This is a genomic window from Alcaligenes aquatilis (genome assembly GCF_003076515.1).
In the GTDB taxonomy this organism is placed as follows: Bacteria; Pseudomonadota; Gammaproteobacteria; order Burkholderiales; family Burkholderiaceae_B; genus Alcaligenes; species Alcaligenes aquatilis.
Window position 1 is genome coordinate 327,680 of sequence record NZ_CP022390.1, and the last position, 26,876, is coordinate 354,555.

At 55.6% G+C, this 26,876-nt stretch carries 25 protein-coding genes and 3 tRNA genes; 11 read left to right on the top strand and 17 right to left on the bottom strand.

Translation table 11 applies throughout. The annotated features are described in order from the left end of the window. Window positions 1-10 precede the first annotated feature (10 nt). Window positions 11-967 (top strand): LysR family transcriptional regulator, encoded by a 957-nt coding sequence (locus CA948_RS01470; protein ID WP_022983202.1) that lies wholly within the window; start codon window positions 11-13, stop codon window positions 965-967. Here CA948_RS01470 and CA948_RS01475 read toward each other — a convergent pair. The 7 genes from CA948_RS01475 to CA948_RS01505 all read right to left on the bottom strand — a co-directional run bounded on the left by CA948_RS01475 (window position 964) and on the right by CA948_RS01505 (window position 8,398). Beyond that, window positions 964-2,382 carry an MFS transporter gene (locus CA948_RS01475; RefSeq protein ID WP_230018738.1) on the bottom strand — a complete coding sequence of 473 codons (1,419 nt, stop codon included), beginning with the start codon at window positions 2,380-2,382 and terminating at the stop codon, window positions 964-966. The two genes, CA948_RS01470 and CA948_RS01475, sit on opposite strands and share 4 nt — an antisense overlap. 59 nt (window positions 2,383-2,441) lie before the next feature. Continuing rightward, entirely contained in the window at window positions 2,442-3,893 is a 1,452-nt protein-coding gene (locus CA948_RS01480; protein ID WP_094196064.1) for an aldehyde dehydrogenase, read from the bottom strand. A gap of 36 nt (window positions 3,894-3,929) precedes the next feature. Then, window positions 3,930-5,495 (bottom strand): FAD-binding oxidoreductase, encoded by a 1,566-nt coding sequence (locus tag CA948_RS01485; RefSeq protein WP_234354390.1) that lies wholly within the window; start codon window positions 5,493-5,495, stop codon window positions 3,930-3,932. Window positions 5,496-5,505: 10 nt separating this feature from the next. Beyond that, window positions 5,506-5,997: a hypothetical protein gene (locus CA948_RS01490; RefSeq protein ID WP_094196065.1), complete on the bottom strand. Its 492-nt coding sequence runs from the start codon at window positions 5,995-5,997 to the stop codon at window positions 5,506-5,508. A 10-nt stretch (window positions 5,998-6,007) separates the two neighbouring features. Further along, window positions 6,008-6,370, bottom strand: coding sequence for a c-type cytochrome (locus CA948_RS01495; protein WP_094196066.1), 363 nt, complete (start codon window positions 6,368-6,370; stop codon window positions 6,008-6,010). Between the two features lie 38 nt (window positions 6,371-6,408). Continuing rightward, window positions 6,409-7,578 (bottom strand): 4-hydroxybenzoate 3-monooxygenase, encoded by a 1,170-nt coding sequence (pobA, locus tag CA948_RS01500; protein ID WP_094196067.1) that lies wholly within the window; start codon window positions 7,576-7,578, stop codon window positions 6,409-6,411. Window positions 7,579-7,963: 385 nt separating this feature from the next. Further along, entirely contained in the window at window positions 7,964-8,398 is a 435-nt protein-coding gene (locus tag CA948_RS01505) for a hypothetical protein (protein WP_108727119.1), read from the bottom strand. 309 nt (window positions 8,399-8,707) lie between these two features. Here CA948_RS01505 and CA948_RS01510 point away from each other — a divergent pair, with 309 nt between their 5' ends. After that, window positions 8,708-9,808 (top strand): DUF1176 domain-containing protein, encoded by a 1,101-nt coding sequence (locus CA948_RS01510; RefSeq protein ID WP_203226732.1) that lies wholly within the window; start codon window positions 8,708-8,710, stop codon window positions 9,806-9,808. Between the two features lie 276 nt (window positions 9,809-10,084). On the opposite strand, the gene CA948_RS01515 is transcribed toward CA948_RS01510, so the two are convergent. Then, window positions 10,085-10,160: transfer RNA gene (locus CA948_RS01515), tRNA-Thr, on the bottom strand. Window positions 10,161-10,271: 111 nt separating this feature from the next. Between CA948_RS01515 and CA948_RS01520 the strand changes: the two genes are divergently transcribed. Continuing rightward, a complete protein-coding gene (locus tag CA948_RS01520; RefSeq protein ID WP_094196070.1) occupies window positions 10,272-10,655 on the top strand; it encodes an MAPEG family protein in 384 nt (127 codons plus the stop codon). A 136-nt stretch (window positions 10,656-10,791) separates the two neighbouring features. Here the strand turns inward: CA948_RS01520 and CA948_RS01525 are convergent, their stop codons facing one another. Together CA948_RS01525 and CA948_RS01530 are read right to left on the bottom strand one after the other, a co-directional pair. Then, on the bottom strand, window positions 10,792-11,880 hold the full coding sequence (locus CA948_RS01525) for an AI-2E family transporter (RefSeq protein WP_108727120.1): 1,089 nt from the start codon (window positions 11,878-11,880) through the stop codon (window positions 10,792-10,794). A gap of 243 nt (window positions 11,881-12,123) precedes the next feature. After that, a complete protein-coding gene (locus CA948_RS01530; RefSeq protein WP_203226733.1) occupies window positions 12,124-13,701 on the bottom strand; it encodes a Na/Pi cotransporter family protein in 1,578 nt (525 codons plus the stop codon). 299 nt (window positions 13,702-14,000) lie between these two features. On the opposite strand from CA948_RS01530, the gene CA948_RS01535 reads away from it, so the two are divergent. Continuing rightward, the gene (locus CA948_RS01535) at window positions 14,001-14,291 is read left to right on the top strand and encodes an IrmA family protein (RefSeq protein ID WP_108727121.1); all 291 of its coding nucleotides are present in this window, start codon (window positions 14,001-14,003) and stop codon (window positions 14,289-14,291) included. Window positions 14,292-14,436: 145 nt separating this feature from the next. Here CA948_RS01535 and CA948_RS01540 read toward each other — a convergent pair. After that, window positions 14,437-14,512, bottom strand: a tRNA-Asn gene (locus CA948_RS01540). Window positions 14,513-15,055: 543 nt separating this feature from the next. Between CA948_RS01540 and CA948_RS01545 the strand changes: the two genes are divergently transcribed. Continuing rightward, window positions 15,056-16,198, top strand: a complete 1,143-nt coding sequence (locus CA948_RS01545) for a porin (RefSeq protein WP_108727122.1) — start codon at window positions 15,056-15,058, stop codon at window positions 16,196-16,198. Window positions 16,199-16,460: 262 nt separating this feature from the next. Here CA948_RS01545 and CA948_RS01550 read toward each other — a convergent pair. After that, a tRNA-Asn gene (locus CA948_RS01550) sits at window positions 16,461-16,536 on the bottom strand. A 339-nt stretch (window positions 16,537-16,875) separates the two neighbouring features. Here CA948_RS01550 and CA948_RS01555 point away from each other — a divergent pair. Next, window positions 16,876-17,796: a DMT family transporter gene (locus CA948_RS01555; protein WP_108727123.1), complete on the top strand. Its 921-nt coding sequence runs from the start codon at window positions 16,876-16,878 to the stop codon at window positions 17,794-17,796. 18 nt (window positions 17,797-17,814) lie between these two features. Here CA948_RS01555 and CA948_RS01560 read toward each other — a convergent pair whose 3' ends face one another. Both CA948_RS01560 and CA948_RS01565 read right to left on the bottom strand, forming a co-directional pair. Next, on the bottom strand, window positions 17,815-19,038 hold the full coding sequence (locus tag CA948_RS01560; RefSeq protein ID WP_094196075.1) for a patatin-like phospholipase family protein: 1,224 nt from the start codon (window positions 19,036-19,038) through the stop codon (window positions 17,815-17,817). 122 nt (window positions 19,039-19,160) lie between these two features. Beyond that, window positions 19,161-20,066, bottom strand: a complete 906-nt coding sequence (locus CA948_RS01565; RefSeq protein ID WP_108727124.1) for a LysR family transcriptional regulator — start codon at window positions 20,064-20,066, stop codon at window positions 19,161-19,163. Between the two features lie 100 nt (window positions 20,067-20,166). On the opposite strand from CA948_RS01565, the gene CA948_RS01570 reads away from it, so the two are divergent. Then, on the top strand, window positions 20,167-21,222 hold the full coding sequence (locus tag CA948_RS01570) for a YeiH family protein (RefSeq protein WP_094196077.1): 1,056 nt from the start codon (window positions 20,167-20,169) through the stop codon (window positions 21,220-21,222). A gap of 77 nt (window positions 21,223-21,299) precedes the next feature. Here CA948_RS01570 and CA948_RS01575 read toward each other — a convergent pair whose 3' ends face one another. Both CA948_RS01575 and CA948_RS01580 read right to left on the bottom strand, forming a co-directional pair. Next, window positions 21,300-21,680: a SirB2 family protein gene (locus tag CA948_RS01575; RefSeq protein WP_094196078.1), complete on the bottom strand. Its 381-nt coding sequence runs from the start codon at window positions 21,678-21,680 to the stop codon at window positions 21,300-21,302. Window positions 21,681-21,797: 117 nt separating this feature from the next. Continuing rightward, entirely contained in the window at window positions 21,798-22,664 is an 867-nt protein-coding gene (locus CA948_RS01580) for an MBL fold metallo-hydrolase (RefSeq protein ID WP_094196079.1), read from the bottom strand. A 74-nt stretch (window positions 22,665-22,738) separates the two neighbouring features. On the opposite strand from CA948_RS01580, the gene CA948_RS01585 reads away from it, so the two are divergent. The 3 genes from CA948_RS01585 to CA948_RS01595 are packed head-to-tail and all read left to right on the top strand — an operon-like array spanning window position 22,739 to window position 23,904. Then, window positions 22,739-23,065, top strand: a complete 327-nt coding sequence (locus tag CA948_RS01585) for an ArsR/SmtB family transcription factor (protein WP_094196080.1) — start codon at window positions 22,739-22,741, stop codon at window positions 23,063-23,065. Then, a complete protein-coding gene (locus CA948_RS01590) occupies window positions 23,052-23,483 on the top strand; it encodes a YeeE/YedE family protein (protein WP_199827863.1) in 432 nt (143 codons plus the stop codon). The genes CA948_RS01585 and CA948_RS01590 overlap by 14 nt, the downstream gene beginning before the upstream one ends. 10 nt (window positions 23,484-23,493) lie before the next feature. Beyond that, window positions 23,494-23,904 carry a DUF6691 family protein gene (locus CA948_RS01595; RefSeq protein ID WP_094196081.1) on the top strand — a complete coding sequence of 137 codons (411 nt, stop codon included), beginning with the start codon at window positions 23,494-23,496 and terminating at the stop codon, window positions 23,902-23,904. Between the two features lie 18 nt (window positions 23,905-23,922). On the opposite strand, the gene cadR is transcribed toward CA948_RS01595, so the two are convergent. Further along, a complete protein-coding gene (cadR, locus tag CA948_RS01600; RefSeq protein WP_094196082.1) occupies window positions 23,923-24,354 on the bottom strand; it encodes a Cd(II)/Pb(II)-responsive transcriptional regulator in 432 nt (143 codons plus the stop codon). 78 nt (window positions 24,355-24,432) lie between these two features. Between cadR and CA948_RS01605 the strand changes: the two genes are divergently transcribed. Continuing rightward, window positions 24,433-26,742 carry a heavy metal translocating P-type ATPase gene (locus CA948_RS01605; protein WP_108727125.1) on the top strand — a complete coding sequence of 770 codons (2,310 nt, stop codon included), beginning with the start codon at window positions 24,433-24,435 and terminating at the stop codon, window positions 26,740-26,742. Window positions 26,743-26,876: the final 134 nt, after the last annotated feature.

The following is a 26,876-nucleotide window of genomic DNA, read 5'->3' on the forward strand; positions in this document are numbered from 1 at the left end:
ACTAGTAGATATGTCAAAAAAACATAGCGAAGACAAGCGCCCTATGGAATACGTGATCGATCTCAAGCAATTGAGCTACTTCACGCATGTGGCCGAACTGGGCAGCTATACCCGAGCTGCAGAATTTACCAATGTGGCTCAGCCAGTCCTGAGCCGGCAGATTCGCAAGTTGGAAATTGATTTGCGGCAGAATTTGCTGATTCGTCACGGGCGCGGTGTCATGTTGACCGACGCCGGCAAGATCTTGCTCAAACACAGCCGCTTGATTTTGCGCCAGTTGGAGCAGGCGCAGGAGGATCTGAGTCTGTCTGAGGGCAAGCTGACGGGGCACATGTATTTAGGTTTGCCGCCAACGGTGGCGCGCACCATTTCTTTGGATGTCGTGCAGGCGTTCAAGGAACAGTTACCCGATGCACACCTGACGATTATCGAGTCCCTGACGGTGAATCTGGAGGAGCAAATTCATCTGGATCGGGTCAATATGGGATTGCTGTATAACCCTTCTTCCTCGCCAACACTGGAGACGCAGCTTCTGGCCGAGGAACAGTTGCACCTGATTTGCGGTGTGGACAGCCCTTATGCGCAGGGACGCAGCCGTATAGCGCTTAAAGATCTGGCCGATATTCCGCTGATCATGCCCAGCCTGTCCAACAGTTTTCGGATGTTGGTGGAAAAAGAGATGCAAAAGCTCAATCTGAAGCCTCAGATTGAGTTTGAGATCAACAGTGTGGGGGTGATCATTCAATTGCTGGCCAAAGGCATGGGGGCTGCCATTTTGTCCCGCTCGGTGTTGGAGTTCATCCCGCAAAGTGGCTTACTGACGGCTATTCCAATCGAGCAGCCGGCCTTGGTCAATCGTTTGTACTTGGCCTATTCCTCCAAACGTTTGCCCACCAAACTCCAGGTTAAAGTGCGGCAGATCCTGATTGATATTTGCCAGCGACATTTCCCTGGTCGGGATGATTAAGCGCCTTGCTTTTGGGTCATGTTATGCCCATCCATGGCATGCAGGCGTCGAAAAATGAATGCGGAGCTCAGGGTAATGAGTCCGACAATGACAAATGTGAACTGGAAGGCTGTGGTGGCCGTCTGTACGGATGAGGCGCCAAACAGGGCTTGTCCGTAGCGCAGGAGCATGGCACCGATGGCGGTTCCCAAACCCATGGCCAGTTGCTGATTTACCGCCATCAGGCTATTGCCGCTGCTTTTTTGATAGGGACGCAATCTGGCCATGGTCAGGGTGTTGACGGCGCTGAACTGAATCGAGTTGGCGGCTCCCAAAAGCAGTAAGTGCAGACTGATCCACACGGTACTGGTTTGCGCGTCAATAAAAGCCAGCGCCGTAATCAGCAGGCCGATCAGGATGGTATTGCTGAGCAAAATGGACCGATAGCCAAATCGGTTCAGCAATGGGTGCAAAAAGGGTTTGGCTGCCATGGCGGAAATGGCCATGGGCAACAGCAAGAAAGCGGATTGTACGGGGCTGTAGGCAAAGCTGATCTGAAACAGCATGGGCAGCAAAAAGGGCAATGCTGCCATGCCGATCCGGCTAAGCAGATTGCTGCTCAAACCAATCCGATAGGTACGTACAGACAGCAGATGGCCTGGATACAAGGCGTTTTGTTTGTGCGTGCTATGGCGCTTGTAGCCTAGCAAAAGAAAAAAACCGGCCAGTATTAACACCCCTGACAAAGCGGGGCTGGCGATGTGGCCCGCCAATTCAAAGCCCAGCGTCAGCAGGCAGGCGCTGCCAATGAACAGCAGCAAGCCGTGCAGATCCAGTTTTCCCGGCTTTTCGGTGTAGTTAGGCATCCACTTGCTGGCAAAAAACAGGGACAGCAGGGCAAAGGGCAGATTGATCAGGAAAATCCAGTGCCAACTGGCATATTGCACCAGATAGCCGCCTACCAGCGGCCCCAGTATGGGCCCCAGCAGAGCGGGCATGACGGCATAGTTCAGTACACGCAATAACTCGGCATTGCGAAATGATTTCATCAATACCAGTCGTGCCACTGGGGTCAGCAAGGCTCCGCCCATGCCCTGAATCACACGGGAGACCAGCAGCATGGACAATTGCGAGGACAGGGCACACAACAGCGATCCCAGGCCAAACAGAAACATGGCGGCCATGAAGATTCGTCGGGTGCCAAAACGGTCGCTCAGGTGTGCGCTGATGGGGATGCATACTGCCACAGTCAGGACGTAGCTGACGATGACCGACTGCATGTGCAGGGCTGAGGTGTTCAGGTCGCGGGCCATGCTGGGCAGCGCCGTGTTGAGTACGGTGACGTCCAGCATTTGCATGAAGATTGCCAACGCCAACAGCGCGGGCAACATGGTTTTTTGAAAAGGAGCAAGCGGTGCGGGGGCAGGGTGAGGCATGACAACAGGGCGCAGGGTCGGCCCGGGACCGATCCTGCGCCCGGGCCTGCAGGCCAGATTTATAAAGGATACTGGCGGGGGGTCGTCTGGACGGTAATCCAGCGCAGTTCGGTGAACTCATTGATGGCGGATTTGCTGCCAAAGCGGCCATAACCGCTGGCTTTCATGCCGCCAAACGGGGCTTGGGCCTCATCATGGACGGTGGGGCCATTGATGTGGCAAATACCGCTTTGTATCTGTTTGGCAATACTCAGGCCACGGTTCACATTCTGGGTGAATACCGCTGCCGCCAAGCCATATTCGCTATCGTTGGCCAAGCGGATTGCCTCGCTGTCCTCGTGATAGCGGGTCATGGTGACGACCGGGCCAAAGGATTCCGTGGCATAGAGCTGCATGTCGGGGGTGACGTCATTGACGATCAGCGGATGCATCAGGGCGCCCTCGATGTTCAGGGGGAGCGGCAAGGTGGCACCTTTGGCAACGGCGTCCTCTACCAGGGCTTTGATGCGCTGGGCAGACTGGGCACTTTCCAGATAGGCAAAGCGCGTGTCTGCCTGATCGGGTGAGCCAACCGGAATGGTCTTGATCTTGGCGACCAGTTTTTCCAGAAAGGACGAGGCAATCGACTCATGCACAATCAAACGCTCGGTTGACATGCAGATCTGGCCCTGGTTGAAGTAGGCGCCAAAGGCTACGCCGGCAACGGCCTGCTCCAGGTCGGCGTCTTCGCACACAATAACCGGTGCCTTGCCACCCAGTTCCAGCAGGACGGGTTTGAGGTATTTGGCGGCGGTGGCGGCGATGATCTTGCCGACCTTGGTGGAGCCGGTGAAGTTGATGCGTTTGACGGCCGGGTGGGCAATGAGCTGCTCGACGACGGCAGGCGCATCTTCGGGAGCGTGGGTAATGACGTTGATCACGCCGGCTCCGACGCCCGCGTCATTGAGCACTTGTCCCAGCAGAACATGGGTGGCCGGACACTGTTCGGAGGCTTTCAGGATGACGGTGTTGCCGCAGGCCAGGGGCATGGCCATGGCACGGGTGGCCAGAATCACGGGTGCATTCCAGGGAGCGATACTCACGACCACGCCGCAGGGAACGCGATAGGCCATGGACAGGCTGCCGGGCAGATCCGAGGGGATGATGGAGCCGTCAATCTGCGTGGTCATGGCAGCGGCTTCACGCAAGATGTTGGCCGACAAATGTACGTTGAAACCATACCAGGAGTCGGTCGAACCTGTTTCCTGACGGACCGTGGCGATGAACTCGGCTGCGCGCTCGTCCATGAGGTCCGCCGCTTTGAGCAGGCGCAGGCGGCGCTCGGTGGGGCCCAGGGCTGACCAGTGCACAAAGGCTTGCTCGGCGGCCTGCAGCGCGGCTTGTACATCATCGGGCTGGGCGGCCGCCGCGACGGTCGCGGTTTGGCCGGTAACGGGATTCTGACGCGTAAATGTCTGTTGACCACTGGCCTCACGAAGCTGGCCATTGATCAGTAGTTGACTGGTGTTCATTATGTCTCCTGCAATGCTGCGGATAGATAGGCAAAGTTAAAACGGGTTGTTCAGGTCAATGCCGGATTTGCCCGGTGCCAGGATATTGTTCGGATCCAGGGCGCGCTTGATCGCGTGTTCGACCTGGCGTTTCACCGTTCCGTATGATTGGGCGACCCGCTCCTGAAAGCGTGTATTGACCCGATACACGGCATACCCTTCTTTCTCGAACTCATCGAGCAGTTCATTAAAGCAGGCATCGGCCCGTGCCGTCTCTTGTGGATTGCTGCGATCGTAAAGCACATCGATGACATGGTGCATGTCTCGCCAGCCCACAATGAACTCACCGACGTAATCGAGCCCGTGCTTGTTCAAAATGGTCTTGGCCAGTGTTTTTTGTTTGTCGCATTCGCTGCCACGGGCCTGGCTGACGGGGGCGAACCACATGGAGCCACCGCCTCCGCGCCAGTTGTACAAGCCAAATTCCTGCAAATTGGGCACGCCCGACATCAGTTCGGCGCGGTATTTGAAGGGTTGTGTATCGCCCGCCTCTTCCTGGGTCACCAACGTGCCTTTACCCATTTTCTTGACTGCTTCCTGGACAATTTTCCAGTTCACATCCACTTGCTCTTGTGTACCGTACAGGGCGGCGTAGACGTTCCAGGCTCCCAGGTTCTTGTCTTTCTGGATTTGCTTCAGAACGCTGTCCGGGGTGGCGCCCGGTTCACTCAGGTAGTCGCTGCGCCGCGTATTGCAGGTAGCGGCTTCCCACAGAATATTGGCAATAACCACCGAGTTGGGGATGACCTGGGCAATGCGCAAGGGGCGAATCATCTCCACGATATCGGCAATATCGGCCTCTTGCTCGAACTTGATTTCAAAGGGTTTGTAGACCGGAGGTTTGGGCATGAGCCAAAACCCCATTTTGGTGCAGATGCCGTAATTGGCCTGGGTAAACATCCCGTCCAGAGTGGGACCGTATCCCCATTTGAAAACCTGCCAGGCCTTGTCGCCCGGAACACTGCCCATGCCGGTACGCAATACCTGACCGTCGGCCAGCACCAGCTCCATGCCGCATTGCATCATGAAGTGTTCGCCGTACGGGGTATAGCCCACGCCACGATCCATCGTATTGCCCAACGGGCCGGCAATGGCCGAGGGCGCAGAAAAGGACAGCATGAGAGGAATATTGTTGTCCTCCAGATAGTCGTAGAGCTGCTGATACGTCACCCCGGGTTCGACCAAAGCGGTGCACAGATCAGGGTCCACATGGAGGATCTTGTTCATTTTTTTCAGATCCAGCACCACCTGGCCCCGTTGTCCGGGCGCGGCCGAGCCATAACCGAAGTTGCGCCCAGTGGAAATGGTCCAGATAGGGATCTTGTATTCGTTGCAGATCTTGACGATCTGCTGTACCTGCTCCACGGTGGTGGCCGACAGCACCGCCGAGGGCGTATGCGCCTCTTCGGAGACCGACATCATGATTTTGGTGTAGGGCTGAATCTGTGCCGACTCCAGCAGGACATTTTCCTTGCCCAACAAGGTCTGGAACTGGGTCAGCGCCTGTTGAAACTGGGACTGATCTACCCCTTTGGGTAGCACCATTTGTTTGTTGTTTTGCACGACCCCCTCCTTAAATTTCGAGCATGAACGACACGTGATGGCCGTTTACGTAGTGTGTGTTTTGAATGGCAGATTGTATGGGTGCGGCCCCGGCCAAGGCAGCGCCCAGACCTTGGCTGTCCCGGGTGCTGAGCTGTGCGTGGTGGGCCTGCCAATGCAGACGGCCCTGAGCGCTGCGCAGCAGATCGATCACAATGGTGGCGCTGGCATCATCGACCAGCCCCAGGATTTTTTTAGGCCCTGTCTGCTCTAGCAGGGTTTGCCATTGGCGCAGAAAGGACAAGTCGGTGCTGGTGTACAGCACCTGGGGGGCTGACGCGGGCTGGTACGCCTGTACGCCGCTGAGAAATGCCGACGCGCATTGGCCCGGCGTAAGAATGACATGCAGGGGGGGCGCTTGCTGTACACGGTTTGCCCAGGCAGTGGCGGACGAACCCAGGCTGCCCAGGGCCGATCCTGTCAGTACCATGCCTTTGAGAACCTGACGACGTTGACTGTTCATGCCAGGCTCCTTATTTGCTGGTCGCGCTGGCGGGCACCCGGGCCGGGGAGGTGGACAGATACTGACCTAGCTCCTTGAGGGTGGCATCGCTGATATGGGTCTGCGGAAAGGCAGGCATGGCTCTTAGGCCGCTGCGCACAATAATGGCAAAGAACTCGGGCGGAAGCTGCCGGCCTTTCAGCTCCGGGCCGATTCCTGCTTCGTGACAGTAAATACAGGTTTTTTCGTAGGTTTTCTGCCCCAGTGTCTTTGCTTGTTCGGCGGCAGCGCCTGTCGAAAAACACAAGCTTCCCAGGCCCGCCAATGTCAGCAAGCGAGCCGTTCTGAGAGCGTGGCAAGTGAAGCCTTGTATTGCTGGCCTGTGGTAAGCCATATCCGTCTCCTGGTTACGATTGATTTTGATGTTTTTTGTTAGTAGGGAAGACCAACGTAGTTCTCGGCAAGCAGGCGGGCGCCGTGCTCGGAGTTCATCAGTTGGTTAAATTCTGCTGCCTGAAGTTTGTGATCCCAGTGATTCATGTCCGGGAAGGTGTGCATCATCCGCGTCATGTACCAGGAGAACCGCTCCGCGCCCCAGATGCGTTTCAGACAACGATCCGAGTAGCTCTCTATTTTGTCGCGACACTGGTTCTGGTAGAAGTCCAGCAGCGCCTCCGAGAGGTACAAGACATCACTGGCGGCCAGATTCAGGCCTTTGGCGCCGGTGGGAGGAACAATATGGGCCGCATCACCTGCCAGGAACAGGTTGTGATGGCGCATGGGTTCGGTCACGAAGCTGCGTAAAGGGGCAATGCTTTTTTCAATGCTGGGGCCGGTGACCAGGTTGGCAGAACGTTCAGGCCCCAGACGAGTGCGTAGTTCGTCCCAGAAACGCTCATCGGACCAGTCTTCTACCTTGTCGCTCAAGGGCACCTGAAGATAGTAGCGGCTGCGTGTTTTGGAGCGTTGGCTGCACAGTACAAAGCCGCGCTCATGCTTTACATAGATCAGTTCGTCCGAGACCGGTGGGGTGTCTGCCATCAGGCCCAACCAGCCAAAGGGATACACACACTCGTAGGTTTTCAGGATATCGGCCGGAATGGCGGGACGCGATACGCCATGAAAGCCATCACAACCGACGATGAAGTCACAGTCCAGACGGTGTGTCTGCCCTTCGTGCTTATAGGTGACATAAGGGTGGCTGCTTTCTACTTCATGCAAGGCCACCTCTTGGGCTTCATAGACGGTTGTTGCGCCGATCTTTTCACGTGCCTGCATCAAGTCGCGGGTGACTTCGGTCTGGCCATAGACCACGACATGGCGATTGACCAGTTTTTCAAAATCGACTCGAAACGAGGTGTCGCCAAACACCAGTTCACAGCCATTGTGTACTAGACCGTTCTTTTTCAGATTATCGGTGACACCGGCCTGCTCCAGGGCATCGACGGTGACGCTTTCCAGCACGCCGGCCCGAATGCGGCCCAGAACGTAGTCTCCCGTTTGACGTTCAAGAATGATGTTGTCGATACCGTTTCGGGACAGAATCTGTCCCAGCAGCAAACCGGACGGGCCCGCTCCGATAATAGCTACTTGAGTTCGCATTTTTTTCTCCACCAAGATGTTGCTGTGTTACTCGCTGTTTGGCGTATTGTCGTGAAAAAATCAGCAGGCAAATACATCGAATATGTACTAGCAGCTATGCGTTTTTATGCGAACAGTACTGTTTGAGTAGCCGAATCAATTTTAGGTGTTCTGTCTTCGAGTTGGGCGTGTGTCTATTCCTTTTGCACGGTGAGCGGATGAGCTTAAGACCCTGTCTGCCTGGGCCAGCACACGGTATGTTCGATACTTTGGCATGGTGCGGCGCAGCCGTGGTGAGAGCCGCAGGGTCCGGCCTTATATCGCTGGCTGGCCTGATGCGTGCCGATAAGCCATGACGTTTCGTTCCTGAAAATAGCGCGCGGACGGTACGCCTGAGGCTAGGTTTCTAACGCAGTTCACGCACTTTGCAACGAGTCTTTCCTAGCTCGTCCTTTCGGCAAGAGGTCGCAGCGGTGCCCTCAGCATCAAAATAAATCCCCATGTCTTCTTTCTTGTTGTCGGGCGGGCCGAAGCGATTGGCCGGGTTCCTGTTCTGTTCAAGCTGAGGCAGGCGGTTGCGCTCCAGTTGCTGCTCGCGAGCCGCCTGGCGTGCTTTTTCCTCATTGTTCAGTGCCTTTTGGAAGTTTCTGCTGAACTCCGAGTCCTGGGCTGGAACTCTGGGCGTGCTTGGCGAAGGACTCGCTTGGCCTGGCATGGCGGAAGTCGAGCGCAGTTTTTTAAGATCTTCAGTGGTGACGGAAAAGTCGGTAGAAGCCGCGTGGCTGGCAACGGCAAGGAGACTGAGCAAGCCAATTGCAATGGGATTCAGGTATTTGCGCATCAGAATGTACTCGACGTGAATGAGGTTTGATTATCTATCGCTTGATAGACATTTCATGTTTTTTTGTTGGCATTCGATGCAAAGGGTTTGCCAGAGCACAAACGGCAACAGGGTGAACCAGGCGTCCGCAGCTCAGCCAGATAGCGCCAAGCTTTGCCAAGAGGGCGATAGAACAGAATAATGTCACACACACACACGCGGTCGGACGTTTAATGTGGTTTTCGGAAATAGGCTTGGGAAAACGCATTTAGCACCGTGGCGACGTAACATGTGCTGTGTATCCAGACAAGGCCTTAGGGAGGAGAGGAAATGAGCAGGCAGAAACAAGATCGTAGTGCGTTTTTTTCAGTACGAACAGTCGCTATATCGCTCGTACTCTGTATGGGAGGTGCAGCGGCTCATGCTGCGTCAGTCTCGTTTTCTCATAAGGACTGGGACCTGAGCTGCGATAACACGCTAACTTGCCGTGCTGCCGGTTACGCTGCTGATGGTGAAGAGTCCGGTTCAACGGTTTTATTGACTCGTAAAGCGGGCAGTGGAGAGCCGGTGGCCAATAGAGTCATGCTTGCCCACTATAGTGATGCCCAGTGGCAAAAAGGCTCAGCACCAGAACTTGTTATTGCGGGCCGTAAAGCAGGTCCACTGAGTTTTGCGAGTGACGAAGCATGGCAAATGAACGAGGCACAGTTAGCCCTGTTTTTGACAGCCTTGCAAAAAGATCAGGCAATCTCCTTTCGTGAGAATGGCAGCACCTATGCGTTCTCGGGAGCCGGTTCAAGTGCGGTCTTGTTGAAAATGGACGATGTTCAAGGGCGGGTAAATACCCCAGGCGCTATTTTGCGTAAAGGAAAAGGCAGTGAGTCTTCGGTAAAGGCGCCTATTGCTGCGCCAGTTATCAACCGTGCCCCGGTAGTGGATAAAAGCCTGCGCCCGATGACAGCGCAAGAGGACGCCTTGATCAGGCCTGTGCTTTTGAAGGTGCTAGCCGCTGACCAAGAGCCATCCTGCAGCGCAGACATACTGTCCGAGCCATGGGAAATTGCACGACTGAATCAGCAGTTCTCCCTGGTTGGCGCGCCTTGCTGGCTAGCGGCTTACAACGCTGGGGCAGCCTATTTTGTGATCGATAACACTATGCAGTCTGCTCCGGTATTAGTCAGTACCAGTGCCACTGACTACGATAATGGAACCGTTTCGTCCAGCATGAAAGGCCGTGGGTTGGGCGATTGCTGGAGTTATGAAGCATCGGTCTGGGATGGAGCCGAGTTTGTTGCAAGTGAACGCGGCGACACGGGGCGCTGCGCACTGATTCGAGCGGGGGGCGCTTGGGTTATTCCGGAGTATCTCAGCCAAGTTGTTGGGCCGTGGGGCTGTAAAAAAGCCATTGATGCGGCCTTTGGAGATGGATAAGCTCCGGTTTTGGAGTCTGGGGTTTATTTTTTTTGTGCTCAGTCTGGCGATGGTGTGTTGGCAAGTTGAAAGATGCCGACGGCTTCTGGGCTGGACCGCGATGGTCGCCCGCCTGTTTTGTCATGCGCCTATTTTCGTGGGGCCTGCCGTGGGGCTTTTTGGGGGCCGTCTATGTGGAATAGTTGAAGCTAGGCGATCAAATGCTTCTACGCTGAGAAAGCTAAACCATTGATTTGATTGATATTGATTATTTTATTTCAATGGTTTTAGATTAGCTGGTGCCGATGAAAGGAATCGAACCCTCGACCTTCTCATTACGAATGAGCTGCTCTACCGACTGAGCTACATCGGCTAACCTAAGACAGTAAGTATATCCTGTTTTTTTTGAGTTTGTAAATTCTGCGCGCGCATTTGGGGCGTGGCGTGCTATGTTGGGCGTTTTCAGCCTGTTAAGGGGACGGTGATGCTGGGGATCAAGATCAGTTTGGTAGTAGCGGCTTTCTTGCCTTGGTTGGCAGCGATTTGTGCTAAAGCCGGTGCGGCGGGTTTTACGAATCACGAACCTCGTCCGTGGCTGGCCAGTTTGTCGGGCTGGCGCTCTCGGGCCAATGCGGCGCAGGCCAATGCGTTTGAGGCACTGCCGTTCTTTTATGCGGCGGTGTTGTTGGCCTTGTGGTCGGGGGCAGATGCCTTGCGCGTGCAAAACCTGATGATGGTCTGGATCGCGCTGCGTGTGTTGTATCTGTTGATGTACATCATGGACAAGGCCAGCTTGCGTTCGCTGGTGTGGTTCCTGGCCGTGGCGGTCAATATCTGGATTTTGTTTTTGCCAGTGGTCGTGGTGTAAATTTGCTGCAAAGGGAAAGGGGCTGGTTCCGCCTGAGAAGGTAGAACCAGCCCCTTTTTTATACATCCAGACAACACGCTATCTCATCTGATAAACCGGCCAGAGCAGCGGATGTCTTGGGCTGGGTGCTTGGGGCTTAGTTACTGTGATTTTCCTGTTCTTCAGCTTCAACGCGGGCGCTGACCGCCGAGGGGAACAGATCCCAGCAGGCAATAAACATGGCGGCGATCAGAGGGCCGATCACAAAGCCGTTCAGGCCGAAAATCGACAAACCGCCCAGGGTGGAGATCAGAATCACGTAGTCCGGGATTTTGGTGTCTTTACCCACCAACAAGGGGCGCAGCAGGTTATCGACCAGGCCAATGACCAAAATACCGAAGGCCGTCAGGATAATGCCGGGGACGTAGTGACCCGCGACAAAGAAATAGATGGCGACGGGAGCCCAGATCAGCGAGGCACCTACAGCGGGCAACAAGGACAGGACGGCCATCAGGACACCCCAGAACAAGGCGCCCTGAATGTCCAGGAACCAGAACATGATCCCGCCCAGCGCCCCTTGAGTGGCAGCCACAGCAATATTGCCTTTGACGGTGGCACGCACCACGGTGGTGAATTTGCGAAACAGATGGGTTTTCTGGTTCTCGCTCAAGGGAATCAGTTGGCGGTAGTGACGACCCAGCTCCACGCCATCGCGCAGCAGGAAAAACAGCATGTACAGCATGATGCCCAGGCTGACCAGGAACTGGAAGGTGTTCTGGCCTACGTTCAGGGCTTGTTTGGTCAGGAACTGGCCACCTTGTACGGCAAACTGGGAAAACTTCTCTTGCAGGGATGCGGTGTCATGCAGGCCGAAACGGGCGGCAAAGTCATGCACACTTGGAGGCAGGGCATTGAGGATCTTTTGCAAATAGGCACCAGGGTTCAATTGGCCGCTATTCATCAACTCGTACAGAGAGGCGATTTGTTGAACCAATGACATGGAGATCAGGATGACCGGAATAATGACGATCAACACAATAACCAGCAAACTGATCAGGGCAGACAGCGAACGCCGGCCTTTTGTTTTAGCCAGCAGCTTGCGTTGCAAAGGAATAAACAAAATAGCCAGAACGGCACCCCAGAATATGGCGCCGTAAAAGGGAAGAAGTATCCATACAAAGGCAGCGGAGACCGCGGCCAGTAAAAGCAAAAAAGTACGGAATTGTAAATTTGGCCGGGTGGACATGGAGTTTTTCCATTAGCGTGAATTTGAGCCGATTGTAAGGGGAATCCTGACGACGGGAGTGAATCTTGGTATCCGTTTGCAGGGTTCTGGTCAGTCTTGGAACAAAGGCTCTTTCATATTCTTGTTATATGAGTCTTGCCACGCAGGAGGGCTGCAACAGCTGCTTTAGGTATGAATCGTCAGGTGGGAGCATGTCTGCCTGCGGGTAGCGGCGTCACCTTGGTGGAACCGGAGCTGTCTGGCTCACAGTTCCGTTTGGCGGGCCAGATTCAAGTAATAGCTGCTGCGCCAGACATGCTGGCTGCTGCGTTCGAACCAGCGGTGGGTATCGGTGATATGCAGGGTACGGGAGGCGTCGTCATGGCCTTGCGGAGCAGCCAGAAGCTGGCCGCGAATGGTGCTCAAGCGTTCAGTCAGGGCATGGGCCTTGACTTGTATTTGCTCGAGCCAATCGGCAGGGGCTTGCCCGTGCAGGCTTGCCTGGGCCAGGGTATTGAGTTCGGTGGCCAGGGTTTGGGCTTGCTGATAGCGACTATCGTGCAGATCGCCGTTGGGAGGGTTTTGCAAGCGGCTGCGCAGGCGATGCATGTGGTCAATGGTGTGCAAGAGCGCACTGATGCGGGTGGCTACGGCAGGATCATCCGCTGCGCTGGGGATACGCAGTACAAATTCGTAGGCTTGATCCAGCACGGTTTCGATTTGTTGTAAGTCGGCGGTAGCAGTGTTGGGGCGGCTCATGTTCAGGGTGTGCTGATACAGGTTCAGTAGACGCTGCGCCAGCTCCTCCAAAGTGCGCTGGGTGGTTTCCAGGGCAAGAGCCGGTACTTGTAGCAAGCTGTCGTCCAGGTGGTGCTGGGGACGGGCCGAGCGATCTGGCACCAGTCTTTGCACCCAACGGGCAAATTGTTGCGTAAAGGGCAGGCACAAGGCGGCGCCGATGCTGATGAACAAGCTGTGAAATGCGGCCAATCCGACTGCGCCGGGCGGGATGTTGATATAGGAACCGGTGGCGTGCATGGCCTTGAGAAACACAGGAAGGATCAGCAGCCCCAATAGACCGGCAATGACGTTGAACAGGATGTAGGCGATGGCCGTGCGCTTGGCGTAGATAGTGCCACCGATGGCGACCAATATTCCGGTCAGGGTGGTGCCGATGGAGGCGCCTACGACAACGGCGGCGGCCTGGTCAAAGCTGACGGCCCCGGCATCCAGAGCGGTCAAGGTCATGGCAATAGCGGCTGTCGACGATTGCAGCACGGCAGTCAGGGCCAGGCCGGTCAACATGATCAGAAAATGAGCACCATAGCCCTGCGTAGGCAGATGAGCCAGGCTGAAACTGGCGGCCAGCCCTTGCATGCCGTCTTGCAACATGCTCAGTCCCAGAAACAGGATGCCAAAACCCGCCAGCGCACGGCCAAGTTCTTTGTAGCGACCGGGGGCCAGCAGTTTGAGCAGGGCACCCAAACCAAGGAGTGGCAGGGTGTAAAAGCCCAGATCCACTTTTAGTCCCAGGCCGGAGACGATCCAGCCGGTCGCGGTATTTCCCAGACTGGCACCGATGACCACGCCAATGGCTTGTGTAAACGAGATCAGTCCTGCACTAACAAAGCCGATCAGGGTGACGGTGGTGGCGGTAGAGGATTGTGCCAGGGCGGTAATCAGCGCGCCTGAGGCAAAGGCCTTGATAGGTCTGCCGGTAAACGCCAGCAGAATCTGCTTGAGAGAGCCGCCTGCAAAAGCCACCAGCCCTTCGGACAGCAGCATCATGCCAATCAGGAACAGACCAAGCCCCCCTAAAAAGGGGAAAAGAGTATCAAGCATATAAAAGTGCGAACAGCGAAATAATCGGCAGGTTCTGGCGAGAAAAGCCGGAACAGAATGTTGGATGGTGCATTATCGCCAGTTACGCTGTCTGTGGAGTGAAATTCTTGAGTGTTGCACACAGGATGTTGGTGCAAGCGTATGGTGCAAATGCAGCGATCATTCTCTTTTTGTGTAGAAAAGCGCTGGGATCCCTATTGCAAAATAGAGGGCAATGTGGATTCTTGTAAAAGCGTGAAGCTGGCCGCAGGGGCCATGCTGCTGAGGGTTTGAAGGTTAGTCAGGCGCAGGCGGTTCAAATGTGGCATTCCGATACGGTATTTGCGAATCAGGGGATGGGCGCTGCGAACGCTATGTTTGATTCCTTAATGGAGCCTGTTCAGGCGCCGAGCAAGAAAAACAATAAGCTGGTGGCTGAAGATGTTGGCAGTTCCAGTGCCGATCGTTATGCCACTGCGTATTGGCATAACGAAATCGCTTGCGATCAGAATTTGCGAGTGGAGGTGACGGGGGCGACGGCGGTGATGAATGGCGAGCGTGTTGATTTGCTGGCCAAGGACCGGCTGGATGTGCAGAACTTTGTTCCATAGAGATCGGCATCACGCCCGCAGGAGCAACGTAGGCGATCCAGGATCGTGATCTGGCCGGAAAAGCCTCTTGCGTAATCAAGAGGCTTTTTCATGGCAGCAGACGTAGAAAAGCCCAGCGACTTGCGTCGCTGGGCTTTGGTATTTTTGGCTCCCCGACCAGGGCTCGAACCTGGGACCTGCGGATTAACAGTCCGTCGCTCTACCGACTGAGCTATCGGGGACCAGCAAAGAAAATAATTATAGGGTAAAGCTATCGAGCTTGTAAAGAGTTATTTTATAAGAAATGTATTTTCATATACGCAAAACTGGATGCAGATTTGGCAATAGGCGTAATTCCTGATTTTTCCCTTGAAAACATACCGTCTGGTCAATAAGGTCCATCGCTCTGTTTTGTAGCAAATGGTTGCAAGCCGGCTGTTTACTGGCTTTGCGCCTGCTTTGCCTGTTTTTTGCTGAATTCTCTGTAGGTGAAAAACTAGGGAAAATGCGTATGAAACCTAGAAAACACGCTGCATTCAATTTGTTGACATTAATATTGTTTATGTCTGAAATATAAATGCTTGCAGTATATGTGCTTCAACTATCAAGCCCCTTTCGTTCCCGTTTCAGGGTTGATCTGTTGAGCCGTTTTGCTTCAAGAAACAGGAGGGGTGCGGGAATTTGACGCTGGTAAATCAGCGTTCAGGCGGTAGGTCTCAGCACTGGATCAAGAGCCGGACAAGACAAGAAATCCGGCATTCAGACGTTTACAGAGAACAGAGAACATGAAAAAAACTATCTTGGCAGCCTTGTTGATGCACGTATTGGCGGCTCCCGCCTACGCAGCATCGAACGTGACCTTGTACGGCGTGGTGGACACCGGCCTGGGCTACGAGCAGTGGAAAGGAAGTGACTTGAACGGTGGCGCCGTCAAACAAAGCCGTTTTGGTCTGTATGACCAGGGTTGGATGGGTAATCGTTGGGGCCTGAAGGGCAGCGAAGATCTGGGCGGCGGTCTGAAAGCCAACTTTGTGCTGGAAAGCGGCTTTGATTTGAGCACTGGCAATATGCGCCAAGGCCGTTTGTTTGGCCGTCAAGCGACGATCGGTTTGAGTGGGGATTCCTGGGGGCGTGTGGACCTGGGCCGTCAAACCACGGTTACTTCCTTGTACGTTGCCGGTGTGGCCAGCCCCTTTGGTGGTAACGGCTACCAGTACGGTGTTGGCGCTGCATTCAACGCCGCCAATACGGTTCGTTATGACAATATGGTCGCCTACCAAAGCCCCGAATTTTCCGGCTTTCAGTTTGGTGCGGGCTACTCCTTCAACACCAATGGCACCCAAAAGTGGGATCGCAGCGGTTTGACGGGCAATGCCATCAACAGCGATGACGCGAATGTCAAAGCCTTTAGCGTCGCCATGCGCTATAGCGATGGTCCGTTGAAAGCCGCCTTGAGTTTCGACCAGGCCCGTTATGGTTCGGCGCGTGAGCAAGGTGGCAACCTGGTTGCGGCTGAAAGCGGCAATGTCAGCGCCTGGAGTCTGGCCGCCAGCTACCAATTCAGTTTTGCTACGGTGCATGCTGCCTTTGGTCAAAGCCGCAACGGCTACATCGGTGGCTCGCTACAAACAGAACAGTTTGGCCCTGGTCTGCGCAAAGACCTGAAGGTCAATTCCTATGCCTTGGGTGTGACCGTTCCTACCGGGAAGGCCGGTTCGGTTCTGGCTTCCTGGACCATGGCTGACCCTCGTTCGACGCCACGCAGCACGGATGATGCCAAGACTCAACACGTGTTCAGTGCTGGCTACCTGCACAATCTGTCCAAGCGCACCAACCTGTACGCCATTGGTTCCTATGCTCGCAATATCGGTTACTACAACGATCTGAAGAGCACGGTTGCTACGGTCGGTATTACGCACCGTTTCTGATCTTTCTGACTGATTCTGCCAGTCCCGGGTCGACGTAGTGCGTTAGCAGCGGCGGCATCGTCCCGGGCAGGGGCTAGGTCAGGGGAAAAGAGCCACAGCGGGGCTGCATCAACATGCAGTCCCGCTGTCCTTTATAAGTGGGTGGATTTTGTTTGTCCAAATGTTAATAACGCCGCTTCTTCGTGATGGGATGGACGCGTTTTGCAGGGACAAAAAAAATCAGCCCAAAGCAAATGCGATGGGCTGATTTTGATGGTTTTCTTGGCTCCCCGACCAGGGCTCGAACCTGGGACCTGCGGATTAACAGTCCGTCGCTCTACCGACTGAGCTATCGGGGACCAGAGAAAAAGAATATAGCATGTATTTTTAGAAATGTGCAAGCCTTTGTGGGCGGGAGCGATAAAATTGTTTGCACATTGATGCTGTTTTCAGGATGGCTAGGCGAGGTCTTGGCCTTGATTGAACCCCGTTGTTCGATATCGCTTCAGGCACACCCTTCTGTTTTTGGTGCGCTGTAGGGGCTGCTTCGTCATTGTGGAGAATGCGGGCAGGGACAACATGGCCGCAGTGCAAGGCAAAGGGTAGAATCGACATCTTATTGTCCTTACTGACTCTTTTTTCGCCGGGGCCAATAGCTCTTGCGCTAACCATGTCGCCCTGCAAAGTGATGAATCCCCATGCAAGTTAGTCAAAGCCCCAGTGCGCAACGCAGCTCCTTTTTAATTGGGCTGGCGCTGTCGGGGGGCGGTTCTATTCTTTTCTCCGCCAAGGCGGTGGTTGCCAAGCTGACCTACCAATACGATGTCAACGCCCTGACCGTGATTGGCTTTCGCATGTTGTTGTCCTTGCCTTTCTTTCTGGCTATCGCTCTATGGCAGGTAAAGAAGGTACGTCAGGGCAAGCTGGCCGCACTGACTGGCCGCCAGAAACTGGAGCTGGTGGTGCTGGGCTTTCTGGGTTATTACCTGGCCAGTTTGCTGGATTTCATTGGCCTTGAATATATTTCGGCAGGATTGGAGCGGCTGATTCTGTTTTTGTCGCCTACCTTTGTGCTGCTGTTCTCCGCCGTTTTTCTGAAACGACGGATTTTGCCTAAGCAGTGGCTGGCTCTGGCGCTGGCTTATCTGGGGGTAGGGCTGGTCTTTATACAGGATTTGAGCCTGACAGGCGATGATGTGTTGCTGGGCGCGCTCTGTGTGCTGGGCTCGGCCATTTCCTATGCCATTTACTTGATTGGCTCAGGCGAATTGCTCAAAGCGATTGGCTCTACACGGCTGGTGGCTTATGCCATGTCTTTCTCGGTGGTCTATACCCTGATCCACTTTTTTGCCGTGCTTGGCTGGCAGGGTTTGGTGCAGCCCGCTCCCGTTTATGGTCTGTCCATGATCCACGCCGTCTTTAATACGGTCTTGCCAACTTTTATGACGATGTGGGCGGTGGAACGTATTGGCGCGCCCATGAGTGCTCAAATGGGTTTGATTGGCCCGGTCTCGGTCTTGTTTCTGGCGAACTGGTTCCTGAATGAGCCCATTACGCTCATGCAATTGCTGGGTACGGCCTTTGTGCTTAGCGGCGCGATGGTCTTGAGCCGCCGCTAAGTCCCTGCACAGGCTGGCTTACTTGCCGTTGTTTGCCAGCCGTTTTTCGATTTCGTCGCGATGTACGTCGTAGGTGGTAAAGCCGGCCAGATTTGCGGGCATATTCAGTTTGTCACGGTGGATCAGCGTCTGGCGAATATCATCCAGGCCACTGCGCCAGTGTTCGCGCATGGTCATGCGGCCAAACTGGTAGTCCTTGTAGTGCTGTTCGTAGGGCTGGTTGCGATAAATCAGGTGCACCACGTTGTAGCGTTTGTTGCTGGCCAGCTCTTCGGCCAGACGGCAAGGCAGCAGTTCTTTGCGTTGCTCTTCGGGGATCAACGGCAACAGCTCTGACAGGATATGACGCATGTACTGCGAATGACGCATGTCCTCGGTCACCATACGCGTACGGCTGGAGTAGCGGATTTCGTTCAGGCGGTCGCTGACTTCGCCCATATTATTGGGCACCGGGCCACGCGCACTCCACAAATCCACTTGAAAAACCAGGGTGTCGCGGCGGGGGGACTGATCCAGCACGTAAGACAGCGGCGTATTGGAGACCAGGCCACCGTCCCAGTAATACTGCCCATCAATTTCCACAGGGGCGAAAGCTGGGGGCAGAGCGCCCGAGGCCATGAAGTGCTCGGCCCGCAGCGTGGTGCGATGGTTATCAAAGTACACAAAGTTACCCGTGCCCACATTGACCGCGCCGACCGAAATGCGCTGACGTTTGTCGTTGATGCGATCAAAGTCACACAAGCGCTCCAGCGTGTCTTTCAGTGCGCTGGTGTCGTAATAACTGGCCCCTTCGGGCACGCCCGGTGTGGCTTGCATCGGTGGGGGGAAACGGGGGCGGAAAAAGCCGCGCTGTCCCAAAACCAGGGCATTGCTGGCATTGAAGGCGCTGATGGCCTCGCGCATCACATCGTTAATGCCAAACAGGGCGCGCTCCAGGCAGGCCGGACTTGACCAGCCATAGTAGGGCTCACAAATGGTGTTCCAGAACTCTCGCAAGCGCTCTACCTGCCGCTCGGGGGGATTGCCCGCAATAATCGCGGTGTTCAGGGCCCCAATAGAGATGCCGGACAAACAGTCGGGCTCGATTCCTGCTTCCAGCAAACCTTCATACACACCGGCTTGGTAAGCCCCCAAGGCGCCACCACCTTGCAACACCAGGGCGACGGTTTCGTAGGGTGGCAAATAAGAGGGACGGGCAAAAGCGGGGACGTCTTGCGCTTGTGGCGTAGGAACAGTATTCATGGCATCACTCGGTTCAAGAGGTGGGCAGGAGAGCGGGACTTATGATCCCTTCTGTTTATGCTGCACTGCAGCAAGGATACCATTGCCGCCGGTCTTCACCCTTTCAAGAATGCAAACTTGCGTCAATTTTCCGTGCCTGACGAGCCCGGTTCCGGGCTGTGCAGATGTTGCGCAAAGGCGCTTAAAACCTGGCTGCGGTAGCGTTCCTTGTGTAGCACCAGAGATAGACGACGCTTTAAGTCCAGAAAGGGCGTATCCAGAATACGTAGTCGCTGATTGGCAACAGCATCCTGGGTGGCCGCTTGTGGCAGGCAGGCCAGACCTAGCCCGGCGATGACGGCCTGTTTAATGGCTTCCACCTGGCCCAGCTCCATCAGCACATGCCCGCCAGGCAGCACATTCAGGGCTTGTTCGGTCAGCGCACGGGAGGCCGAGCCACGTTCGCGCATGATCCAGCTCATGCCCGCAAAGTCCTGTTTTTTCAAAGTGGTTTTGGTGGCCAGTGGGTGGTCGGGGGCGGCGCAGACCACCAGCGCATCGTCGCGCCAGATCCAGGCTTCCAATTGCGGATGGTTGACCGGACCCTCCACGCAAGCGATGTCGCAGCTGTGCTCGAGCAACTGGTTGATGATGTTGGCCGTGTTGTCCACCGACACATGCAGGGACACGCGCGGATGCTGGCGTACAAATGGCCCCACCAGATCCCCGATCAGGTAGTTACCGACCGTATTGCTGGCCCCAATGCGAATTTCGCCACGCAGCTCGCGCTCGTCCTGCTGGCTTTGCATCTCTCGCAGACGCTCCAGGATTTCGCGCGCGTGCGGCAGCAATTGCTTGCCACGACTGGTCAACTGCATGCGCCCTGGTGTGCGTTCAAACAAGGGGCAATCCAGCTGCTTTTCCAGTTCGGCCAAGGCCATGCTGGCGGCGGGTTGGGACAAGTGAATGTTGGCCGCGCAAGCGCGCACCGTGCCCAAAGTGGCAATGCCGACAAACACTTCCAGTTGTCTGATGCTGATCGCATTCATGATAAATAAAATTGATACTTACGATAAGTAATAATGAATTTTTTAATACTCGGGGTCAACCTAAAATTACTTTTACTTATTACATACCTGGAATGACGAGATGAGCAGTGTGACCGATTTACCCGCAGGAAGCACAGCCCTGAAAGCGCAGGGCAAATCGGGTTTCTCTCTGAAGCCGTCGCGTTGGTGGGGTTTTTTACTGGCGGTGGCTGTGGGGGTTACCGCCATGGGCCTGGGAAAATTGTGGCCTTTGATTGGCGGTCCTGTCTTTGCCATTGTGCTGGGAATGGTAGTGCGTAACAGCATGGGCGTGGCTCCGGTGTTTCAACCTGGTTTGCGTTTTTCGTCCAAAGTGCTGTTGCAATGGTCGATTATTGGCCTGGGTTTTGGCCTGAGCCTGCCGCAAGTGATGCGTACCGGCATGGATTCACTGGCCGTCACCTTGGTGACGCTGACGGTGGCGTTTGTGACAGCATTGCTGCTGGGCCGTGCCTTGGGAATTCCGTCCAAGCTGCGTACCTTGATCGGGGTGGGGACGGCGATTTGTGGCGGTTCGGCGATTGCGGCGGTGACACCGATTCTTAAACCCGAAGAGCATGAAACGGCTCTGGCGATCTCGACCATTTTTATCTTCAATATTGTGGCGGTGCTGATTTTCCCCTTGGCCGGTCACATGATGAATATGTCCGACGCCGGTTTTGGGGTATGGGCGGGCACGGCCATCAACGATACGTCCTCGGTGGTGGCGGCAGGGTATAGCTACAGCCGTCAGGCTGGTGACCACGCCACGATCGTGAAATTGACGCGTGCCACCCTGATTATTCCTATCTGCCTGATTCTGGCTGGCCTGGAAATGTGGCGTTCGCGTCAGGCGGGTCGGGATTTTGACCTGATGCGGGTGTTTCCTTGGTTCATTGTCTGGTTCATGGTGGCCTCGGCAATGCGCTCGCTCGGGTGGGTGCCGGTGGAGTGGTTGGAACCGCTGCGTTTCCTGGCTGAATTCCTGATGGTGCTGGCCCTGGCTGCGATTGGCTTGTGCTCGGATTTAAAGGTGATGGCACGAGCCGGCGCGCGACCTGCCTTGCTGGGCCTGGGAGTCTGGATTGCAGTTGCCGTCAGCAGCTTGTTGGTTCAGCGCTGGATAGGTGTCTGGTAAGGCGGGGCAGTAAAAAGCCCCTGGCAGTGGGGATAATCCTCCACTGCCAGGGGTTTTTTTATGTGCTGCTTGTGTGCTTAAACGAACCAGGAAGCCGGGCTGCGGTTCAGCGCCACGCCCACGATATAGGCAAAGATGGCAATCGCGATCAGTGCGGCCACACCTCGGCTAAAGGGGGTTTTACCGCGTTTGATGGCATAGCTGCCTACCACGATATAAACCACCAACAGCACAATTTTGGTTATCAGCCAGGGTTGGTTGGCCGCGGCGCCCAACATGCCGGCCAGTGCTAGACCACAGACCAGCAAGACGGTATCGATCACATGTGGGGCAATGCGCACAAAGCGATTCTGCAAACAGGATGAGCCGGACACTGACCAGAAGGCCCGAATAATAAAAAACAAGATGCTCAGCCCGGCGGCTGTCATGTGCAAGTGTTTGAGGGCCATGTAAGTCATGCCTGGTATTTCCTTCTGAAGTTCAGGTTGCAGAAAAAGGCAGTATACGCAGGCTGGGACTTAAAAGTTTTTTTGCGCCCGGGCCTGTGTCTGCCTGGGCGCAAAGTACAGCCGTATTCAGAGTTGATTGACGGGCAGCTTCAGATAGACCTGGCCATTACTTTCTGGCTTGGGGAAGTGGCCTGCCCGGATATTGACTTGGATGGATGGCAGGATCAGGCGCGGCATGCCCAGGGTTTTATCGCGTGCTGTGCGGCGCTCGCAAAATTGCTCCACGCTGATGCCATCGTGTACATGGATGTTGCCCTCTTTTTGTTCTTGAACCGTGCATTGACATTGAGGTTCCCGCCCTTCAGGCGGATAGTCGTGACACATGAACAAGACCGTCTCTGCGGGCAAGGCCAGCAAGCGCTGGATGGATTCATACAACTGGCTGGCGCTGCCCCCCGGAAAGTCGCAACGGGCGGTGCCGACATCGGGCAAAAACAAGGTGTCGCCTACAAAGACGCCCAGCCCTTGAACGTGATAGGCCATATCGGCTGGCGTGTGGCCGGGTACGTGCAGGGCTTGCACCTGAATCGCACCAATCTGGAACTGTTCCTGATCCTTGAACAGCGTATCAAAGGGCGTGCCATTGGCCTGAATTTCGGCCTCTATATTAAAGATGCGGCTGAACGTGGACTGCACTTGCTTGATGTGCTCACCAATGGCGATTTTGCCGCCCACTTGTTCTTGCAACCAGACCGCAGCAGACAGATGGTCGGCATGGGCGTGAGTTTCCAGGATCCATTGCACGTCCAACTGCTGCTGGCGCACAAAATCCACGACCTTTTGAGCCGAGACAGTGCTGCTGCGGCCAGAGGCGGCGTCATAGTCCAGCACCGAGTCGATGATGGCGCATTCGCGTTGGCCTGCGGCATAGACCACGTAGGTGAACGTGGAGGTGTCTGTGTGAAAGAAGCTGGCGACCTGGGCTTGTAGCATGTCAGACCTCTTGTTGCTTATAAAATATTAAAAGATATTATATAATAATATATATTGTGTTTTTGTAGAACGATATGGATCAAACAAAATTGGACGCCTTGCGGCAGGTAGCAGGCCAAGCCAGCAGCCTGCTGGCCAGCCTGGCCAATCCCGACCGCCTGATGATTCTTTGCACCCTGGTGCAGGGAGAATGCAATGTGGGAGAGTTGGCACAGCGCAGTGGCATTGCTCAGCCTACTTTATCGCAGCAATTAACAGTTTTGCGGCGCGAAGAGTTAATTGCCAGCCGCAAAGAGGGTAAATACGTTTATTACCGTTTGGAGAATCCAGCGGTGCTGGCGGTAATGCAGACTTTATATGGAATCTTTTGCGCCCCGGGAGGCACTGATGATCACAATTGATTGGGCTTCGTTTACACCGTGGAGCGCCTTGTTTGGGGGCGCTTTGGTGGGTTTGGCAGCCTCTATTCTGGTGCTGTTCAATGGTCGGGTGTTTGGCATATCCGGCTTGTTGTCCGGCACCTGGAGCGGGGAGGCGGGGGACAAGGGCTGGCGTTGGATGGCTCTGTTAGGTTTGGCGGCGGCACCCTGGCTGTATCGCTTGCTCGGGGAAAGTGTGCCTGCCGTACAGCCGCAGCCCTGGATGTGGGTGGTCGTGGCCGGTTTGCTGGTGGGTTTTGGAACTCGTCTGGGTTCAGGTTGCACCAGCGGGCACGGTGTGTGCGGCCTGTCGCGCCTGTCGCCTCGCTCTTTGGTCGCAACGCTTGCTTTCATGGCCAGCGGTTTTTTGACTGTGTTTGTGCTGCGTCATCTGGTGTAAGGAGCTTGCCATGCAATATTTCATCGCTTTAATTTCCGGCCTGATTTTTGGTTTGGGCTTATTGATTTCCGGCTTGGCCAATCCTGGCAAGGTGCTGGCGTTTCTGGATCTGGCCGGGGCCTGGGACCCGTCTTTGGCCTTGGTGATGGCTGCGGCGATTGCGGTGGCGATTGTGCCCTTCACTCTGGCGCGTCGTCGTCCTTGTGCGTTTGTGACGGGTCAGCCCATGAACCTGCCCAAGCAACGTCAAATAGACCGTCCTTTGGTATTGGGTTCCCTGATTTTTGGTGCTGGTTGGGGGATAGCGGGCTTTTGTCCGGGACCGGCCGTTGTGCTGGCGGCGTCGGGCGCGCCCTTGGCGGTGTTGTTTTTAGTCGCAATGCTGATCGGAATGTGGGTGGCAGGGCGGGTGCGTGGCTAAATGCCACGTCACACAGCCTTAACCCAAATGAGTGCTGGGAGCCGGAACCTGATCCGGCTCCATATTCACCAAACCCTGCAAAATGCCGCAATGCTCCAGGCCACCAGCTTGTCCGCAGCGGTGGCGAAGCTCAATCAATTGCTTTTGCAGGTGTTCCAGTTCCGCAATTCGTACGGCAACGTGCTCGATGTGCTCATCGAGCAATTCGTTTACCGGGGCGCAGTCTTGCGCCGGACCGTCCATGAACGCCAACAGACCGCGAATTTCTTCGTGCGTCATGTCCAGGCTGCGGCAGTTGCGGATAAAACGCAGCCGTTCCAGATGGATAGTGCGATATAGGCGGTAGTTGCCCTCGCTGCGCTCAGGTTCGGGCAGCAGCCCGACCTTCTCGTAATAGCGGATGGTTTCGGTGTTGCAGTGGCTTTTTTCAGCCAGCTCGCCAATTTTCATTGCTTTGCCTCCAATAGGCTTGACCTTGTAGTTACTTTAGGCTTTCTACTGGTCTCATGCAAGAAGCGAGGAACTGCTATGACATCAGCGAACAATACGTCCAAGCCCGAGGTGGGGCAGCGCACATCATCGGCCTGCCAGACCGGCCATGAGCATAGCCATGATCATGGCCATGCGATGAGCGATCACAACCATGGGCATGATCACCGTCACGACCATGCTGCGCAGGCGTCACACGCTCACGAAGGGGCGTGCTGCTCGGCGCCTGTTTTGGGGCCATCGGTCGCGTTGGCGGCCAGTACTTCTACCCGTCTGGTGGTGCATATTGCCGACATGGACTGCCCGGCGGAAGAGAACATGATTCGCTCCGGCCTGAAAAAGCTGGATCAGGTCCAGAGTCTGGGTTTTGATTTGATGCAGCGGGTTTTGACCGTGGATCACGTGGAGGGCGCTCGCGACAAGGTGCTCAGTGCCCTGCGTGGCCTGGGTTTTGAGCCCCGCATGGCTGACGAGAAGCCTGTAAAGCAGGTCTCGCCTAAACAAGGTCTGATCCGCATTGCCGGGGCTGTGGTGCTGGCTTTGGCCGCCGAGATCAGTCATTGGCTGGCGGCACCCGAGTGGCTGGTCATTATTCTGGCTCTGGCGGCGATCTTGTCCGGCGGCGTTCAGGTCTACAAAAAAGGCTGGATTGCGCTGCGTAATGGTCAGCTCAATATCAATGCCTTGATGAGTATTGCCGTTACCGGCGCGGTGCTGTTGGCCCAATGGCCCGAAGCCGCCATGGTGATGTCCTTGTTCAGCCTGGCTGAATGGATTGAGGCCCGTTCCCTGGACCGCGCCCGTAACGCGGTGGACAGTCTGCTTAAGCTGGTGCCCGATGAGGTGCTGGTCAGTGCCGATGGCAAGGACTGGCAACGCGTACCGGCCAATCAGGTACAGGCTGGCTGGCAGGTGCGAGTGGCCCCTGGTGAACGGTTTGGTCTGGATGGTGAAGTTCTACAAGGTCAAAGCACGGTAAATCAAGCACCTATTACGGGAGAAAGCGCCCCCGTAGATAAAGCCCCTGGTGATGAAGTCTTTGCAGGCACCATCAATGGTATGGGCGAGCTGGTCTATCAAGTCCAGGCTGCGCATGATGACACCTTGCTGGCCCGCATTACGCGCTCGGTACAGGAAGCCCAAGCCAACAAGGCCCCGATTCAGCGTTTTGTGGACCAGTTCTCTCGCATCTACACCCCCTTGGTGGTGGTGGCGGCAGCCTTGATGGCCGTGGCCTTGCCCCTGATCTGGGACGTGAGCTGGTCTGAGTCCGTGTACCGTGCTCTGGTTCTGCTGGTGATTGCCTGCCCTTGCGCACTGGTGATTTCCACCCCGGTGGCGGTGGTCAGTGCCTTGGCCAGTGCCGCACGTGCCGGTATCTTGATTAAAGGCGGCGTGTATCTGGAACGGGCTCGTCAATTGCGCTACCTGGCGGTGGACAAGACTGGCACCCTGACTTTGGGCGAACCTTCCTTGAGCGAATACGGCAGTTTGCGTCCAAGCCTGTCGGATAGCGAAGTGCTGGATATGGCGCTTGCCTTGGCCGAGCGTTCGGATCACCCCGCTTCGCAAGCGATTGCACGTGGTCGCGTGGCATCGGGCCTGCTAAGCCTGGACCAGTTCGAGGCCTTGGCCGGCAATGGTGTGCAGGCACAAGGGGCGACAGGCCAATTGCGTCTGGGCAAGCGTAGCTGGGTGCTGGGCCAGAACCAGGCCCAGTCCAGTCAGGGCGAACAGCAAGCCGTAGAGAGCGGTGCCACCATGGTGTATCTGGGTGATGAGCAAGGGCTGCTGGCCTGGTTCGCCATGATGGATACCCTGCGTCCCACCACCACCCCAGCGATCCGTGATCTGCAGGCGCAGGGCGTGCAAGTGGAGGTGCTCTCGGGCGACCACGAACAAGCTGTGCGCCATGTAGCTCGGCAAGCCGGAATCAAGGATTTCCGAGGCGGGTTGCTGCCACAGGATAAGCTGGACCGTATCGAGGAAAAGCTGGGCAAGGGCCTGGTGGCGATGGTGGGCGATGGCATCAATGATGCGCCTGCCCTGGCCCGTGCGGATGTAGGTATCGCCATGGGGGCGCTGGGTTCAGACATTGCAATTGAAACTGCTGACGTGGCCTTGATGGACGATGATCTGGGCAAGATTGCCTTGCTGATGCGTCAGTCGCGCGCCTTGCATGCGGTGCTGTGGCAGAACATCAGCCTGGCCTTGGGCATCAAGGCGGTATTTTTGGTGATGGCCCTGACCGGACAGGCCACCATGTGGATGGCGGTGTTTGCCGACGTGGGTGCCAGCTTGCTGGTGGTGCTGAACAGCTTGCGTCTGCTTCGCGCCCGCCATCCTTGAGTTCCGTGTTTCGTGCAATTGAGCCCCACCTCTTTTAGGTGGGGTTTTTTTATGCTTCATTCTTATGTTGCGTCAAATAAGCCCATCACTAACGTGAAGTTGATTTGACACACAGTAGTATCATTAAGGCTTCA